Source organism: Flavobacterium sp. 90 (assembly GCF_004339525.1).
In the GTDB taxonomy this organism is placed as follows: domain Bacteria; phylum Bacteroidota; class Bacteroidia; order Flavobacteriales; family Flavobacteriaceae; genus Flavobacterium.
Window position 1 is genome coordinate 5,654,297 of record NZ_SMGE01000001.1, and the last position, 16,526, is coordinate 5,670,822.

At 32.4% G+C, this 16,526-nt stretch carries 13 protein-coding genes; all 13 read right to left on the reverse strand.

All coding sequences use genetic code 11. From position 1 onward, the window contains the following. Positions 1 to 56: 56 nt before the first annotated feature. The gene (locus tag C8C83_RS23020) at positions 57 to 842 is read right to left on the reverse strand and encodes a hypothetical protein (RefSeq protein WP_121330883.1); all 786 of its coding nucleotides are present in this window, start codon (positions 840 to 842) and stop codon (positions 57 to 59) included. Positions 843 to 1,121: 279 nt separating this feature from the next. Further along, positions 1,122 to 3,149, reverse strand: a complete 2,028-nt coding sequence (locus C8C83_RS23025; protein ID WP_121330884.1) for a hypothetical protein — start codon at positions 3,147 to 3,149, stop codon at positions 1,122 to 1,124. Between the two features lie 91 nt (positions 3,150 to 3,240). Next, entirely contained in the window at positions 3,241 to 3,987 is a 747-nt protein-coding gene (gene fabG / locus C8C83_RS23030; protein WP_121330885.1) for a 3-oxoacyl-[acyl-carrier-protein] reductase, read from the reverse strand. 250 nt (positions 3,988 to 4,237) lie between these two features. Then, a complete protein-coding gene (locus tag C8C83_RS23035; protein WP_121330886.1) occupies positions 4,238 to 4,438 on the reverse strand; it encodes a hypothetical protein in 201 nt (66 codons plus the stop codon). 211 nt (positions 4,439 to 4,649) lie between these two features. Beyond that, on the reverse strand, positions 4,650 to 5,981 hold the full coding sequence (locus C8C83_RS23040; RefSeq protein ID WP_121330887.1) for a DUF4302 domain-containing protein: 1,332 nt from the start codon (positions 5,979 to 5,981) through the stop codon (positions 4,650 to 4,652). Positions 5,982 to 6,001: 20 nt separating this feature from the next. Beyond that, positions 6,002 to 6,865, reverse strand: a complete 864-nt coding sequence (locus C8C83_RS23045; RefSeq protein WP_121330888.1) for a substrate import-associated zinc metallohydrolase lipoprotein — start codon at positions 6,863 to 6,865, stop codon at positions 6,002 to 6,004. Positions 6,866 to 6,882: 17 nt separating this feature from the next. Further along, a complete protein-coding gene (locus tag C8C83_RS23050) occupies positions 6,883 to 8,388 on the reverse strand; it encodes a RagB/SusD family nutrient uptake outer membrane protein (protein ID WP_121330889.1) in 1,506 nt (501 codons plus the stop codon). 11 nt (positions 8,389 to 8,399) lie between these two features. Then, a complete protein-coding gene (locus tag C8C83_RS23055) occupies positions 8,400 to 12,137 on the reverse strand; it encodes a SusC/RagA family TonB-linked outer membrane protein (protein WP_121330890.1) in 3,738 nt (1,245 codons plus the stop codon). A 303-nt stretch (positions 12,138 to 12,440) separates the two neighbouring features. Then, positions 12,441 to 13,553, reverse strand: a complete 1,113-nt coding sequence (locus C8C83_RS23060; RefSeq protein WP_121330891.1) for a FecR family protein — start codon at positions 13,551 to 13,553, stop codon at positions 12,441 to 12,443. Positions 13,554 to 13,642: 89 nt separating this feature from the next. Beyond that, complete coding sequence (locus C8C83_RS23065; protein WP_121330892.1) at positions 13,643 to 14,254, reverse strand: sigma-70 family RNA polymerase sigma factor; 612 nt, start codon at positions 14,252 to 14,254, stop codon at positions 13,643 to 13,645. A gap of 382 nt (positions 14,255 to 14,636) precedes the next feature. Next, a complete protein-coding gene (locus C8C83_RS23070; RefSeq protein WP_099712377.1) occupies positions 14,637 to 15,065 on the reverse strand; it encodes a hypothetical protein in 429 nt (142 codons plus the stop codon). A gap of 141 nt (positions 15,066 to 15,206) precedes the next feature. Further along, on the reverse strand, positions 15,207 to 16,079 hold the full coding sequence (sucD, locus tag C8C83_RS23075; RefSeq protein ID WP_089351425.1) for a succinate--CoA ligase subunit alpha: 873 nt from the start codon (positions 16,077 to 16,079) through the stop codon (positions 15,207 to 15,209). Positions 16,080 to 16,163: 84 nt separating this feature from the next. Beyond that, positions 16,164 to 16,526 carry a nuclear transport factor 2 family protein gene (locus C8C83_RS23080; protein ID WP_121330893.1) on the reverse strand — a complete coding sequence of 121 codons (363 nt, stop codon included), beginning with the start codon at positions 16,524 to 16,526 and terminating at the stop codon, positions 16,164 to 16,166.

Consider the following 16,526-nt stretch of genomic DNA (forward strand, 5'->3'; position numbering starts at 1 on the left):
CTACAACTTACTAATTTCAATACTTTTTTTGAATAGGCTCCAGCTTTAGCTGGAGCTTAATATTTTCCAATTGATTTAACTCCAGATTCTGAAAATTTTAAAATTTCAGTTGTAATTGGATATCCCGAATTCTCATATTCTTCTACTACGATAGGACCGAGACGTTCAGAAAAATATTCAAAATCTTGCTCTCCAAAAATATAACAAAAGTCTCTCACAGGAATGACAGCATAAAATGGAAAACCAATATTATTTTTAACTAAATCCTTAATTTTTAATGAAAAAAGACAAGCGCTTTTAAGCCAGACTTCCTCAACATCAATCATTCCAAGTTTATGATTATCAAGATCTTCAACCTGTATCTGAACTTTATCCACAAAAGTATCTAGATTTAAATCAACTTGTTTTTTTAGTTCTTCTAAGTCTAAGTTCCAGTCCACCAAATCATCATGAGAAATAAATGAAAAATTATTATTAGTATTTACCATAAAAACTTTACTGAATTCATCTGTTACCTTTTCATATACAAGGTTTTCAAATTCAAAGTCATTAGGAAAAAACTGAATATATACTTTATCTTTTATAATCTCCCAATCTTCTTTCTCTAATGTATGCGACACAATTACATTAACTAAATCTGTAATATGCCTATCGTCAGAATCTCTTTCGTAATTGCGTCTAACATTATCTAAACTTACTTTCAATTCAGACCCTTCTACATCTATAAGAATAAATCCATCTTTATCAATAGAATCAATAGTTAAGCCTTTGCTTTCAAGCTGTGTTTTAAACTTATTAAAAACAATATCTTCTTTACTATTGTTTTTGAATGAATTAGACATATTATCGACAAATTTAGATTTTACTTAATTTTTTAAATGTTTCTTAGAAATAATTTTAATGATTTTAGTCAAAATCGATTTTCAATATTCGGCTAAAGCCAATTCTTTACTCTCTTATTTTCTCCAGCTAAAGCTGGAGTCTATTCAATAAAATTTGTGTAGATTAGTGAAATTACTTCATCTGTTCGCTCTTTCAGGCTCGGGTCGCGGCAAAAAACTGAGATAACAACTAATCGTAAAAACTTTGAACCTTTGTCCCTCTGAACCTTTGCCTCTTTTCTAAAGCAATCCATTATATTTTCTCACAAACCATTCAGTTGTCAGGAAAACTGCAATTAAAATCAACAACCAAACCCAATCAATTAGTGGAGTTTTAGTCGAAATATTTTTCTCTATTGATTTGTATTCTTTGTTTTCAAGAAGTGTATTAATCAAATTATCGGTTTGATCTTCAAAGAATGCTTTTCCACCCGTTTGAAGCGCCAGTTGTTTTAGTTTTGCAACATCCGGATTTACGAATTGTTTCTCGATATCAAAATCCAAAATCTCAAAATGACTTGAATATGATGTATTTGTATTTAGTTCTTTTACTGTAAAATTATATTTTCCGGTAACTAAACCGTCCAGATTCACAGAGAAAGAATTGTTTCCTTTTAGTAAATCGTAGTTTTTTACTTGTTTAGTTTCAGCGTTTGTAACTGTGATTGTTAATCTTGCTTTCTCGTCAAATTCATAGTTTTTATTGAAGTATTGCGCATTAATTACAATTGCTTCTCCTGAATTATAGAAACTTTCATGCGTTACAACAAGTGATTTTCTTGAAGTTGTTGAGGCTAAATATTGAATTATTTTATCTACAAAAACATCATATTTCTCGAATGACTGATTATCGATATGACTTTGCAAACGCCATTTCCAGCTGTTTTCTCCTAAAAGAAAAGCAGTTCTTTTCCCTTGATTTTCGGCGAAAGCCAATAAAGGCGCATTTGTAGAAACATTTCTAATTTTTGACGAAAGCAAAACAGAAACATTTCCGTTTGTAGTAATGGTTCCGAATAAATTTTGCAACGGCGGAAAATTTTCAAAACCTATATTATCAATAGCAAACAAATTAAACTGCGATTGAAATTCTGACAAATAATCTTCTCTTTGTCCGCTCATTTTAAAAACCAAATTATTTTGTTGTTGATTTAGAAAATTAAAATCGGTGTTGTTTCCTGTAATTATAAAAGTGTTTGTTCCTGCTAATTTATTATTATCAAAAATTGCTTTAAATGCTGTTGTTGGCTGATATAAAACCAGAACCGAAACATCTTGCAATTGACTAATATCATTTGGTTTAACCAAAATTACTTTGCGTTGTGCATTAACTTCAATTGCGCGTTTTAATGCAGCAATATCAGGATGATTTACAGCCGAAACAATCGCAATTGTTGACTTTTGATCAATAACTTCAACTGCAAAATTCTTTACGTTATTATAACTATTTTTCTCTTTTGTTCCTGATGTAATACTCGCTTTAAAAATTTGCAATCCTACTTTATCTGCGGGTAAAAGCAAATTTAAAGTGGCTGTTTTTTTAGAAGGAGAAAAAGAAACTTTCTCTTTTGCCACAACTGAGTTTCCCTGCGCAATTGTAAAATCGGCATTTGTAGTTTTGTCTCCGGAATATTGAAGAAAAACTTCAACAGGAAATTTATTTTTATGAAAAGCGTATTTGTTTACGTTAAGCTGATTGATTTTTAAATCAAGAAAAGTGGTTGTATCTCCCAAAACCAAAGGATAAACTTTATTGACAGGATCAAATCGATATACATAATCGTTTCCTGTAGTTTGATTTCCGTCTGTAATTACAACTGTTGGAAAAATCAGGTTTTTATTGATGCTTTTTAGATTTTTAGCAACTTCGTCTAAATTAGTTTGTTTTCCTTTAAAATCTAATTTATCCAAAGGCTTAAAATCCACATCAAATTGATAAGGCTGAATCTCGAATTTTTCCTGAATAGCAGGATTCGAAATTAGTTTCTGATACAATTCAGCCACTTTCTTATCTGATTTCAAAACTGAAATCGAACTCGAATTGTCGACTGCAATTGCTAATGGTGTTTTCGTTATTTCGAGAGAATTCTTTGTCATTATCGGGTTTATCAGCAAAAGCAATAATCCAAAAATGGCTAAAAAACGTAAAAAAGCCAAAAACCAAATCACATTGGATTTGTTTTTGGCTTTAAAAAAATATTGAAAATACGACAACCCTCCCGCTATTACTAATGAAAGCAATAATAATAGTATCGTGTTTGTAGTCATATTTATGATTTAATAATTGAGAAAATTTAATAATTTAAAGATTCCAATAATAAACCTTTGAACCTTTGTTACTTAGTGCCTTTGGACCTTTCTATGTAAGCATTCCTCCGCAAACATTAAGGACTTGTCCTGTAACGTATGCGCTCATATCTGAAGCAAGGAAAAGACAAGCATTTGCTACATCTTCTACTGTTCCTCCACGTTTCAACGGAATTCCTTCTCTCCATCCTTTTACTACATCTTCCGGTAATTTTGCTGTCATTTCAGTTTCGATAAACCCCGGAGCAATTGCATTACAACGAATATTACGCGAACCTAATTCTAATGCTACTGATTTTGTAAAACCAATTGCACCAGCTTTAGATGCTGCATAGTTCGTTTGTCCTGCGTTTCCTGATACTCCAACAACTGAACTAATATTGATAATAGAACCTGCGCGTTGTTTTAAGAAAGTTTTTTGAATTGCTTTTGTCATATTAAATACTGACTTCAAATTGACATCAATAACCTGATCAAAATCAGCCTCAGACATACGCATTAATAGGTTATCTTTTGTAATTCCGGCGTTGTTAATCAAAATGTCAACTGTTCCAAAATCAGCTAAAACAGCTTCAACAAAAGCTTGTGCTTCATTAAAATCGGCCGCATTTGACTGGTACCCTTTTGCTTTAACTCCTAAACTGTTCAACTCAGCTTCCAAAGCTTCTGCAGATGCAACAGATGAGCTGTATGTAAAAGCAACGTTTGCACCATGTTTAGCAAAAACTTCAGCGATTCCTCTTCCAATTCCACGACTAGCGCCTGTAATGATGGCAACTTTTCCTTCTAGTAATTTCATATTCAAAATTAATTTTAATAATTGTTTGTAGCTATTCCTGCTATCCACTTGTATCTTTTCCTTGATAAAGAATCAAGAAAAAGGATACCGCTTCTATCAGGGCTATGAATGACTTGCCAAATATATGATAATTCCCTTTTTAAAAAAATAGCAATAGTATAATTTATGAATAAGAACGCTTCTTTAAAATGAAAAAGGATAAAAAAACCGTTTCACGAATTGCGAAACGGTTCTATAAGAAATAACTTTATTACAAACATTCTATACCATCAATTGTTGCTTTGCATATTGGCTCAGCCGGAAAAATTTGTGGTTCCATAATACATGGTCCATTATAAGGAAATGGAGTCCACGGAATTGTACATCTGACAGTTCCGCTGCCCATTACATTTTTTTGTTCACTAATACTAAGTACTTCAACTCCTCTAAGGTTTAAAATTTTTTCTAACATAATAATTCAGTTGTTTAATATTTGTATTCTCAATCATTTTATGTCTGTTGAGTTTCAGACGTAACAATAAATGGATTCATTAAAATTTTGATATACAGACAAAAAAGCAAATTAATTAAGTTCTTAAAATTGACTTTGTTTTAAAAAAAACGGCTCGATTGGAGCCGCTTTTTTTCCAAAATCAAAAACAAAACTAAAAAAAACTCTTCTTTTAAAACTTGTAGTTTGTTAATCTAAACGGTGCATCTGCACTTGCATAAGTGTAAATAACATTCGTATAGAAGATTGTAAACGATTCTTTTTTAATATATAATCCTTTAGGATTTGTAATTTCATCGTCTAAGATTTTCAAAAATGCTCTTGTTGCCGCAGAGGCTGTCCAACCGTCATTGGTTAAGATAATCGTCTTATTTACCGCATCTTCACTAGTTGTAAAAAAGTGATAGATCGGTGCTTTTCCTCCGGTAAATGTGTACGCAATGTAATTACCATTCAATGGATCGTTAAAAGCGATCTGAACTCTCGCAATTTTTTGATTTGCAGGCAAACTAGCATTTACCTGCGCTAATATTGCTTTAGCGTAAGGTGAATTGGTACCGGCATTAGCTAAATTCGCAGCTATATATCCTATTGTAATTTGTCCTCCGCCTTCTAAAAACAGTTTATAATCATCTGTTAATCTTGGTGGTGTATTTGTAAATTGAATTGTAGCTTTTGCACCGCTTGTGCCTGTTGCTACAAAGTTATTATCCGTTTCATTATAAGCGAAAACTGATAATTTTTGACTTCCAACAGTGACTGCAGGTTTTACAGTTATTCCAGTTGGTGTGTAGGCAACTGCCACTTTAAGCGTTTCGGCATTTCCTGCTTCTAAAGGAGTTGCTGTTCCAAATCGAACTACAGGATTAAAGTTAAGCTCGTATTTTTTTACTGTTGTTCCGTCTGTAGTTTCAAGCGTTCTGAATAACGGACTATTAATATCACCTGTCAGGTTTTTGTTCATGACAGTGTTTCCTGCTAAATCATCCCAATCTTGAGCTGTTGCTTTTACAAAACGAACTTCTTTTACAGTTCGGTTTGTTCTAAAAACAAGGTCTTCATTTTCTACTCCGTAAAATAAAAACTGAAAATCACCTAAAAAACCTTTTCCCGGAGCAAGTGGCGAATTACCAGAATCTGACAATAAATGAATTTTATTTTTTGTCGTAAAAACCACACTCACAGTACTTCCTAATTGAATTTCATACTGACTATCATGCTTCTTTGTATCGTCATCAAAATCAGAAGCCATAGTTACTTTTCCATCAGGCAAGAATTTAATCAAGTGTGTAAATCCACCTAATTGATTATCATCTGTATAATAGACTACTTTCCATCCTTGATCTGCAGAAAGTAATAAATCATTTAATTCCTTTTTTCGCTTGTTTAATCGCTCCGTTGGTGTTTCGTCAAACTTTTGTTCGGCATCTGTACTAACACAACTATTTACTTGCAACATCAAAATAATGAGCAGCAAATACTTCAATATATTTTTAGTTTTCATAATTTTTCTTTGTTAAATTCTTAATCATTTAGAACCTCTGTGGTATTCTTCTGCGCTTCATCTCTTAGCTCATAAAAATCTATATTAAAAGCATCTCTGTAATATTGAACTACAAGTGCTTCTTTTTTCTTAATAGCATCAACTCCAGCCGGATTTACAATACTTGCCAGCAAAGCCGCATACTCTTCTTTTGAGCTAAGCAAAATTATCGCTGCTGTTTCTGCAAAATCTTCTATATAATTTGATCTTGCATATGCACTTATAAAACCAAGTTCCTGAGCTTCACCATCTGAAATGCTAAACGGATCTGAGCTGTAATCTTTAGGTGTTATTTTTGCCCAGGCTTGTACATCAAAAATTTTAGTCTGATTTAAAATATGCACATATTCATGTTGAATTGTATGAACAAATTCGGTTACACTTTCACGGTTTTTCTTATTTACATAATCAACCTGAAAAAGAGAAATTCTCTTTCCTCCTTCAGCCAAACCTAAGGTATTTGAGACATCATCAGGATTCACATTTACTCCTCCAACCAAAACAAAATCTCTTGGTGCAATGATCTTAACAAAATCTTTTCCTCCGATTGTTGTATAACTATCGATCCATATTTTTTTGATTATTTCTAATGCTGGCTGTACTTTGTCAACCTCTGGCGGAAATAAAAATCTTTCATTATCTACAACATTTTGATTCCATTCATATTGAACACTTATATTATAAGGATCAATATAGTTTTGATCAATCCATTTGTCTAAATCAGTTTTTACTTTTGGAGTAAAATTCAATAAACTTTCCTTTGGCTGGTCTTCCTGAGAACAAGATGCAAGTGTCAAAAAACTAACAGCCAGTACTATATTTTTATATTGTTTAATTAATTTCATAATCGCTTAAATTAAATTTATCTCGGATTTAGTTCAATTCCATTATTAGATGCATTTAGTGGTATTTGTACCGCACGACGCTTATCATCTTTAACCAGGATATTATTCTTAGTTATTTGCCCTTGTGGATTATAAGTATTGTGTACTACAACCAAATTAAACCTCTTGATGTCAAACCATCTTAATCCTTCGTGTAAGAACTCTCTTCTTCTTGCTTCTGTAATTGCTTTGATATAAGAAGTTTGCTCTGGTGTTAAAGAATAAAAAGGTGTATATTCATTAGCAATAACCGGAAATTTTTCTAAAACCATTTCTTTGGTCAACACATCTGTAGTACTATCATATCCATCTGTTCTGGTTCCCAGGAAATATTCTAACTCTGCTGTAGCAACATCCAGTTGATTTGTCATAACGTGAGCTTCGATACGGTTTAAGAACATTTCGTCGTTTGAAAAAAGTACAACTCCTGTAAATGGAAGACCAATTTGCGCCGTTACATTTGTATATTTAAAATACTCATTGAATTTATACACTGCCACATTTGCTCCGCTTGCTCCTTGTATTGAAATATCAATTAACCAATCTTTATTGAATATATTAGTATCACTACCAAGTATCTGATCTCTTTCATTTGCTCTTGTAAAAGCAAATCTGTTTGAAGTTGTTGCTCTTCCGCAAATTGAACTTGGAGATCCTATTAATAGGTTTGTAACTTGTGTATTCTTTGCATATTCGATTGGTTTATTAGGAAAATCATAAGAGTTATAAGCAACCCAATCCCTTAGTTTTCCTACTGGTTTATTTCCTAATACATCTGTAAGTTCCAGTACGCGTCTCCAATCTCCTTTTGCAGTATAAAATCTTGCTGCAAAAGCTTTTGCTGCTTCTTTGTTAAAGTGATATTTTAAATAATCAGTTCTGTAATCGTTAGTAACATATTTTAATCCTTCTTCAATATCTGCCTGAATTAGATCAAAAACTTCTTTTACTGAATTACGTTTGTAGTTTACGATTAAAGCTTTTTCAGGTTCTGTTACATAAGGAATTCCTAAATCAGTTCCTGCAGTAGCCGGATTGTAACGATTGGACCATATCGAAACCAGCATAAAATGAGCGTATGCTCTTGCAAGCAATGCTTCACCTTTTTGAGGATTTAGATTAGGCGTGTCTCCAAGTTCTTTTATAGATGCCAATGCTTGATTTGCTGTTGCAATTGCTTTATATGCCGCGTTCCAGTAAAATCCCTGAGTATCTCTGCCGGTTTGATCATCCTGCAATTCCCAATTGTAATTTTGAGTGTTATTTATATTTATAAGCGAACTTTTATTATCAGACACGTTATCAGTCATCGTTTCAGCAATATCGATATAAGTACCGTCTGGATATGCGTCTGCCAATAATTCTGATATTTTTTCTGGTGTGTCTATCTGTAATCTGTTATCCGGTGTTTCCGAAAGGAAATCATCGCAACTACTAAAACCAACAAGTATTAATAGTGATAAAGCTATTTTTATATTTTTCATAATCAATTATATTAAAATGAAAGGTTTATGGCGAATGTATATTGTGATGTAATTGGGAAAGCTACACCTCCTGTATTACGGAATTCAGGATCCTGACCGTTAAGTCTTTTATCTGAGTAAATTAACCAAGGGTTTACTGCTGATCCTTTTAATGTAAATGTGCTTACTCCTAATTTTTTCTTGAAATCCTTAGGGAATTCCCAACCTAATGAGATGTTTTTTAATCTCACGAAATCACCATCAGCAATTCTAACATCAGAATAATTATAAGTGTTGTAAGCTTTTGCTAACGTACGCACTCCTCCATTATTTTCAATTAATCTTTTGTCTGCGATAACTGGAACATTTGTAATGTTTTCGTCTCCAGGATTTATCCAACGATTAGTGAAGTCTTTTGTAAATACTGTCAAATCATCATAAACACTGTCATAAACTGGGTTCAAACGAACTTTATTTCCTCCAGAACCAACAATAAATACATATAATGACCAGTTTTTATAAGTAAAAGTATTCGCTAAACCAATAGATTTATTTGGCTCAATAGAACCTTCATATTTCAAATATTTAGTTACGTCTTTCGTATCTTGAAAATCTGCATCTGTCATATTATTTTCTGCCCCATCCTGCAATTTGAAAGTTGGTAATCCCTGATTATTTAATCCTGTGAATTCATAAGAATAAATTGAATTTCTAGGAGATCCTAATGCATTTCCACCGTTTCCGTTTACTAAACTAAAAGCTGATGGTTTGTTTTGTAATTTTGTAATTTTTTGATCGTAAACAGAGAAATTAAGTGTTGTAGACCATTTAAAATTATTGGTTACAATATTTTGAGTCGTGAAACCTACCTCAATACCTTTAGTTCTCATATCAGCATTATTACCTTGCTTGATACTTTCTCCTCCAACACCAGAAGTAGTCACAAAATCAACTAAATCAAAGGCATTACGAGTATAAACATCCGTTACAAATTGTATTCTGTTGTTAAACATTCCTAAGTCTAAACCAATATTAGTTTCATATTGTTTTTCCCAAGTTAAATCACCATTTTGCAACTCATCAATTGATATTTTAGATTCTCTGTTTGCAAGAAAAAGACGATCTGTAATAAAGCTTTTGTAAATCGCTAATGAGTTCGTAGCTGGTCCTGCAGTTGCTGTAAGTCCGTAAGAAGCTCTTAATGCTAAATTGTTGATAGACTTAACATTTCTCATGAAGTTTTCTTCTGTAACATTCCATTTTCCACTTACAGTATAAGTTGGTAACCATCTGTTAGAACCGCTATTTCCTTGTCTGTTAGAACCATCATAACGACCTGTAAGAGACGCAGTATAACGACGATTATAAGTATATCCCACTTTTCCGAAGAAACCAACTGTTCTTTCTCTTTCGGCATCAAAACCATAGTAAGAATCTCCATCATTTACGATTTTAGAAATTAATCTAGGATCTATAAAAGGTGTAAGTCCGCGGTCAAACTGAAGCCCTACTGCAGTAAAATTATCGCTGTTTCTGTCTACAGATCTAAGCTCTGTACCAAAGAAACCTTCAACTTCATGTTTTTCGTTAAATGTATTTCTATAATTAACACTATTTCTAATGTTGTAAGAAGTCATATCATTTGTAAATTTTCTTAAAAATCCACCATTTGGAAGTACAGAAATTTTTGGTGCAGTCAAATTATCCGGATCACGGTATAAGAAGATATTTGCCTCCTGAACAATCGCATTTTCACCTTCAGAACTCAAAGCAGTACCAGCTTTGTAAGCTGCAGCTACGTTTGAATCTTCATAAATTTTATGTTCTCTTGAAGTGTTAGCATATCTTGCTGAACCTGTAAGATTATAAGTTAAATGATTGTTTAATTTATATTCTAAATCCAATTGAAAACGAATATCATTTACTTTAATATCCAATGTATTATTCTGAAGCTCATTGATAATATTCATTGGAGCCCAGTTGTTTCTGTAATATTCTAAATTTCCATTTTCGTCATAAGGTCTTAAAGTTCTGCTTGTATTTAAAACATACTTAAATGGATTGATATCAAATTCTCTGTTTACGCTTCCGTATACAGGATCTGATTTGCTTTCGTAACTTCCCGGTGCAGTTTGATTACGTACAGAACCCATTGTAGATAAAGTAATATTTAATCTGTCATTGATAAAGAATGTACCTTTAATGTTAGAAGTCAATTGTTTTACGTTATCAGCAATTGTCCATCCCGGATCTGTATAATAACCAAGAGAGGCATAGAAAGTATTGTTTTTTCCACCGCCAGAAAAACTCAAAGAGTGATTTTGAGTGATCGATGGTCTGAATAAAACACTAAACCAATCTGTATTGCCTAATTCATATTTCTTTAAAAATTGATTACGGCTAACTTCGTCATTTCTAACTCCAAACTGACCTCCTGTTTTATTATAAGTATCGATTTGTTTCGCCAAAATATTATAAACTCCACCAAATCTTCCGTTAAGCGATGATGCAATTTCCAGAAAACCTTTACCATCTCCGCCGTATCCTTCTAATTCTTTTAAAATACTCATAGATTCCTGAGAATTTAAAATGTCATATTGCGAATAACTCGGAACAGTTCTTACTGTATTTTCAACAGAATAACTCACTTTTAAAGGCGAATCTCTACGTCCTTGTTTTGTAGTCACAACCACAACTCCATTTAATGATCTTGAACCATAAATAGAAGTTGCCGATGCATCTTTTAAGATTTCTATATTCTGAATATCATTTGCATTTAAACCTGCAACAGATGAACTCAATAAAGTTTCAGAGTTACCAGAAGCCAAATCAGCAAACGAAATATTAATGATATCTTCCTGAACAACTCCGTCAATAACCCATAAAGGTTTTGTGTCTCCAAAGATTGACGAAGATCCACGAACTGTGATTTTTGGCGCTGTACCAAAAGTTCCTGTTACGTTTTGAACCGTTACCCCTGCAGCTTTTCCTTCAATCATTCTACTAACATCAACTACACCATCAACTTTTAATTCAGTTGCCGAAATTTTACTAATAGCTCCTGTAAATGTTCTTTTAGACGTTTTTTCATAACCAGTAGTAACAACAACCTCTTTCAGGTTTTGTCCCACTTCATTTAAAACAATAGTTGGTGTTGTATTGTTTGTATCAATTTCTTTTGTCTCCATACCTACATAAGAAATGATCAATTTATCGCTATTAGCGGGTACTTCGATAGTAAAATTACCATCAAAGTCTGTTAATACAGCCGTTTTAGTTCCTTTTGCCATTACTGTTGCTCCAGGCAAAGGATTTCCAGCTGAATCAGTAACTTTTCCTTTTATAGTTGGACCTACTAGTATTTCAAATAATGAATCATGATTATCTGAATTTGCAAACGGATTACTAACATTTTTTTGCAAAATAATCTGGTTACTAACTTCTGCAAATGTTATATTAAACGGCAACAATATTCTGTCAAGAATACTAGATAATGTTTCCTGATTTGCCTCAATGCTAACCTTTTGGTTCAATTGTGGTAATCTGGAATTATAGGAAAATTTTACATGTGCAGACTTTTCAATTTTAGATAATGCATTATCCAATGTCAAATTTTCAACTGTAATTGTGACTTTGGTATCTAATTTTTTTTGCCCATTTACATCGTTCGCCATTGCACCACTTGAAAACACAAGCGCAAGGACAAACTGAAATAGTGTTATTTTCATGATTCGATGGAGTAATCGTTGTTTAACAACTGGTTTTTTCATAATTTTGGTTTGTTTTGATTAATACTGATTCGAGTGTATTTTAAGAAACGTACTGAATAACTCTTTACAGAGAGAAATTCAATTTTAATAAGTGTCGGAATGTTACAGCATTTCGGCACTTTTTTTATGCATTCTCTTTTACATAGGCATTTTTGTTTTTTTCTTGGTTTTGGTTTATACTTTGGTTTTGGTTTGTTTCAAAAGAAATAAATTACATTCTTGTTTTAAAAAGAAAGTATTTACTTCAAAATATTATTTTTCAGAGCTGGTTTTCTATTGTTTAATTACAGTTAAACAATGAGATTAATTACAACCTTCTGATGTTATAGTAATCTGATTTCCATTCATTTCAAAACTGGTATTGTTTCCAATGCTTCTGCAAACAATTTTCAATTTTTCTGTCAATGGCTGATCACTCAGTGAAGTTGTAAGGTGACAATCTTTTAATTTGTCTTTAGGATAATCAATATCAACTAAATAAGCCTGTTCGATAGTTTGAAAAATCTGAGAAACCGGAATATCACTAAATTCAAAGCTTAATTGTTCAATGTTTCCAACACTTTGTGTCAGTTCAACATCTTCAGTAATATTGGTAATTTTATTGAATTTTAGATCATTACGTACAAATCGCAATGCCTGATTAGGAAGTAAAACGACTTCATGATCCGATTTTGAAATCATTTCATTAGACCTAACCTTAACTTTACCGGTGCGAACAAGAACTTCGACATCAGGCTGATCAGAATAAGCTTTGACCCTAAAACTAGTTCCAACAACCTTTGTCACAATCTCGTTTGCATAAACGTAAAAAGGTTTTTTAGGATTTTTACTAATTTCAAAGAAACCTTCGCCGGATAAATACACCTTTCTTTCGTTTCCGGTAAAGATTTTAGGATAACTTAATTTACTATTTGGCTGCAACAAAACCGAACTACCGTCTGATAATGTAATAATTTGCGGTTTATCAGAATTGTTGGTTTGCTCCACCAATCCTTCACTATTTTCATCGATAAGTTCTTTGTAAGTGACAACTTTATTGACTGTCTGGAAATTGTTTTTGTAAAACCAAACTGATATTAATCCAAAAACCAAAGTTGCTGCAACTCCGGTAAAAAAGCATTTTCTAACGAATCTACTATTTGAGTTTTCAGATAAATTGCTTTGATTTTCTTTTCGCTCTATTTTCGACCACGTTGTTTCTAACGCTCTGCGAATATCTGAGCTTGATAATTTTGAATCCGGAACTTTCATTGCCAACAATAAATGCCTTGCGTCTTCGACTAATTTGGCACGTTGAAGACTTTCTAAAGTCCACTCTTCCCAACCATCATTGTCAATTTTTAATAAAATCCATGATTGGAATGATTCGTCAGATAAAAAATCCTCTATTTCGGTATATGTATTTCGTTTTTGCATCTAAAAATAAGGTTACAAAAACATAGAGGACAGTTCTCTGATTATATACTCACCAAATTGTGATTTTTTTTATATTTTTTTGAAAAAATTTAAAAACTACTTGAAGATAGTAGTAAAAATAAGGAAAAACTACCTTTCCATTCTTTACGAAGTGCCATTAAACCACGATACAACAAATTACTAGCCGATTGATAATTTACATCAAGCATTTCGGCAATTTGTTCTACAGTAAGTCCTTGATGATATCTTAAATACAAAGCTTCTTTCTGGCGAGGCGGTAAATCGTTTAATAATTTATTGAGATAAGTAACTTTCTCTTTAGTTGCATAATCATCATCTATAAGCTCGTGCTCAACCGAAAATTCCAACAAAAATGCAATTGAATCTGTGTTTGTAGCTTTTCTAAAAATATGATCACGTTCATGAAGTCTTGCAATTCTTTTGCGAACACTTGATAACAAATAGGCTTTTACAACCACAGACGCTTGCAACGAATTACGATAGACCCAGATATCAGTAAAAACATCCTGAACACAATCCTGCACTTTTTCGTGAAATGGAGAAAGAGAATTTCCGTAACTTACTAAATCGGCATAATATCTTTCAAACAACATTGAGAATGATTTTTCATCTCCTTCCTTTAGGTTAGTCCAAAGGGTAATGTCATCAAAGGTGCTAAATTCAAGGATTGAGGTTTTCATGGTTCTTGTGGCTGATATTCTAAAAGTAAATCTTCTACTTAATACAAAGAATATGTTTTTTTAACATTATCTTTTCATTTTGTGCGATAAATATATAAAAGCAAAAGTTTAAAACAAATTTTTTTACACAAAAGAAGCAGTTTCCTAATATTAGAAAACTGCTTCTTTATTGCGGTTTGGTTAATCTAATCCCTGTTATTTAAATCTTAATTTTATTTTGTTAAATATATCAATTGTGAGATTTTACTCCAATAATTTCATAGCCCTATTTCCTTCTTTTTAGTATGAAAATTTAGTTTTTCATTCAGAAACAAATCTATAAAACAAAAAACCTCGCTAAAAAATAGCAAGGTTCTATGAATTTTATTCTAAAAGCAGTTTTTTAGAAAGCTACATTCCATCTTGGTAATTTTGCATTTTCATCTAAGAAATTTTGCAAAACTTGCCCTTCAACAGTTGTAGGAATTCCTTTTACATCAGCATTAAAAGTTTCATACCAAACTACTTCAAGAGCATCGATATTTTCTAACTTCATTTGTGCTGGCCAAGAATATTTTCTTCCTGTTTTAGCAAATTGGTGTCCGTTTACGATTTTGTCGTATAAACCACCGTTTTTACTTTTCAAAGTTCCATCATTTTGAACTGTTCCTGTAGAACCAACCATGATTAATTCTTTTGCATCACCTTCAACAGCATAAACCACAAAAACTCCAGCACCAGATTCCGGAGCATTACAAGTTTGTTCTAAACTATCTTCGATTGTAAAAGTAAAACTATTGCTTACTTTAAACTTTTCTAATTCTTTGTACATATTTCTTTTTTAAGCTTCTAAGATACTAAGGATCTGAGCTGCTAAGTTTTTAATATTTATACCTTAGTATTTTTAAATGTAAAAAAGTCTCAAGTAAATATTGAGACTTTTTTTTGAATTTATTATTTCGAATATTGGAGATTATCCAAGTACTTCTTTTACTTTTTTACCAATTTCAGCTGGTGAATCAACAACGTGAATTCCGTTGTCTCTCATAATTTGTTTTTTAGCAGCAGCAGTATCATCAGAACCACCAACAATAGCACCTGCGTGACCCATTGTTCTACCAGCAGGAGCAGTTTCTCCAGCGATAAAACCAACAACTGGTTTACGGTTACCATCAGCTCTTACCCATCTTGCAGCATCAGCTTCAAGTTGACCACCAATTTCACCAATCATAATGATGATTTCAGTTTCTGGATCGTTCATTAATAATTCAACAGCTTCTTTAGTTGTAGTTCCAATAATTGGATCTCCACCAATACCAATAGCTGTAGTAATTCCTAAACCTTGTTTTACAACTTGGTCAGCAGCTTCGTAAGTTAAAGTTCCTGATTTAGAAACGATTCCAACTGTACCTTTTTTGAAAACGAAACCTGGCATAATACCAACTTTAGCTTCACCTGGAGTAATAACTCCTGGACAGTTTGGTCCAATTAATCTAGAATTTCTTTCTTTAACATAATTATTTGCTTTAATCATATCTGCTACAGGAATTCCTTCTGTAATAGCAATAATTACTTTAATTCCAGCGTCAGCAGCTTCCATAATTGCATCAGCAGCAAAAGCTGGTGGTACAAAAATAATAGATGTATCAGCTCCAGCTTGGTCAACAGCGTCTTTTACTGTGTTAAAAACCGGACGATCTAAATGGCTAGTTCCTCCTTTTCCCGGAGTAACTCCACCAACAACATTAGTACCGTACTCAATCATTTGAGAAGCGTGGAAAGTTCCTTCGCTTCCTGTAAATCCTTGAACAATTATTTTGGAATCTTTATTAACTAAAACACTCATGATATATATTTTATGTAGTTTTTAAAATTGTGATGCAAAAGTAAGGTTTTGTAACGTATTTTAACCTTTTTGTCTTCAAAAAAATTAAGAAAATTGACTCATTTGATAACCACGATATAATTTATCGTCTTTTATTTGCCAAATTGTAGAAAAGTGAGCCAATAACATCTCTTCTCTTGGGTTTTCAATCGTTTTCACAAAATGAGAATAACGAATTGAAACCAAGTCTTCTTCAGCAATAATATGGCTAATTCTAACTTTAGAACGCACATAAGCACGACTTAGCTCATTCGCCATATCTAACATCGAATTATAATCCATCTCGATCAGTCCTTTTGTGCTATTCCAATCTAACTTTACATCGGGATGTAAATATGTTTTCATGATTTCGCTATCGATTAAGGCATCTGACTTGTAAAATTTCTGAACAAATTCTTTAATAGACAT

Coding starts and splice junctions, on each gene's coding strand:
- C8C83_RS23020 (WP_121330883.1), bottom strand. CDS start 842: ATGTCTAATTCATTCAAAAACAATAGTAAAGAAGATATTGTTTTTAAT.
- C8C83_RS23025 (WP_121330884.1), bottom strand. CDS start 3,149: ATGACTACAAACACGATACTATTATTATTGCTTTCATTAGTAATAGCG.
- fabG (WP_121330885.1), bottom strand. CDS start 3,987: ATGAAATTACTAGAAGGAAAAGTTGCCATCATTACAGGCGCTAGTCGT.
- C8C83_RS23035 (WP_121330886.1), bottom strand. CDS start 4,438: ATGTTAGAAAAAATTTTAAACCTTAGAGGAGTTGAAGTACTTAGTATT.
- C8C83_RS23040 (WP_121330887.1), bottom strand. CDS start 5,981: ATGAAAACTAAAAATATATTGAAGTATTTGCTGCTCATTATTTTGATG.
- C8C83_RS23045 (WP_121330888.1), bottom strand. CDS start 6,865: ATGAAATTAATTAAACAATATAAAAATATAGTACTGGCTGTTAGTTTT.
- C8C83_RS23050 (WP_121330889.1), bottom strand. CDS start 8,388: ATGAAAAATATAAAAATAGCTTTATCACTATTAATACTTGTTGGTTTT.
- C8C83_RS23055 (WP_121330890.1), bottom strand. CDS start 12,137: ATGAAAAAACCAGTTGTTAAACAACGATTACTCCATCGAATCATGAAA.
- C8C83_RS23060 (WP_121330891.1), bottom strand. CDS start 13,553: ATGCAAAAACGAAATACATATACCGAAATAGAGGATTTTTTATCTGAC.
- C8C83_RS23065 (WP_121330892.1), bottom strand. CDS start 14,254: ATGAAAACCTCAATCCTTGAATTTAGCACCTTTGATGACATTACCCTT.
- C8C83_RS23070 (WP_099712377.1), bottom strand. CDS start 15,065: ATGTACAAAGAATTAGAAAAGTTTAAAGTAAGCAATAGTTTTACTTTT.
- sucD (WP_089351425.1), bottom strand. CDS start 16,079: ATGAGTGTTTTAGTTAATAAAGATTCCAAAATAATTGTTCAAGGATTT.
- C8C83_RS23080 (WP_121330893.1), bottom strand. CDS start 16,526: ATGTCTATTAAAGAATTTGTTCAGAAATTTTACAAGTCAGATGCCTTA.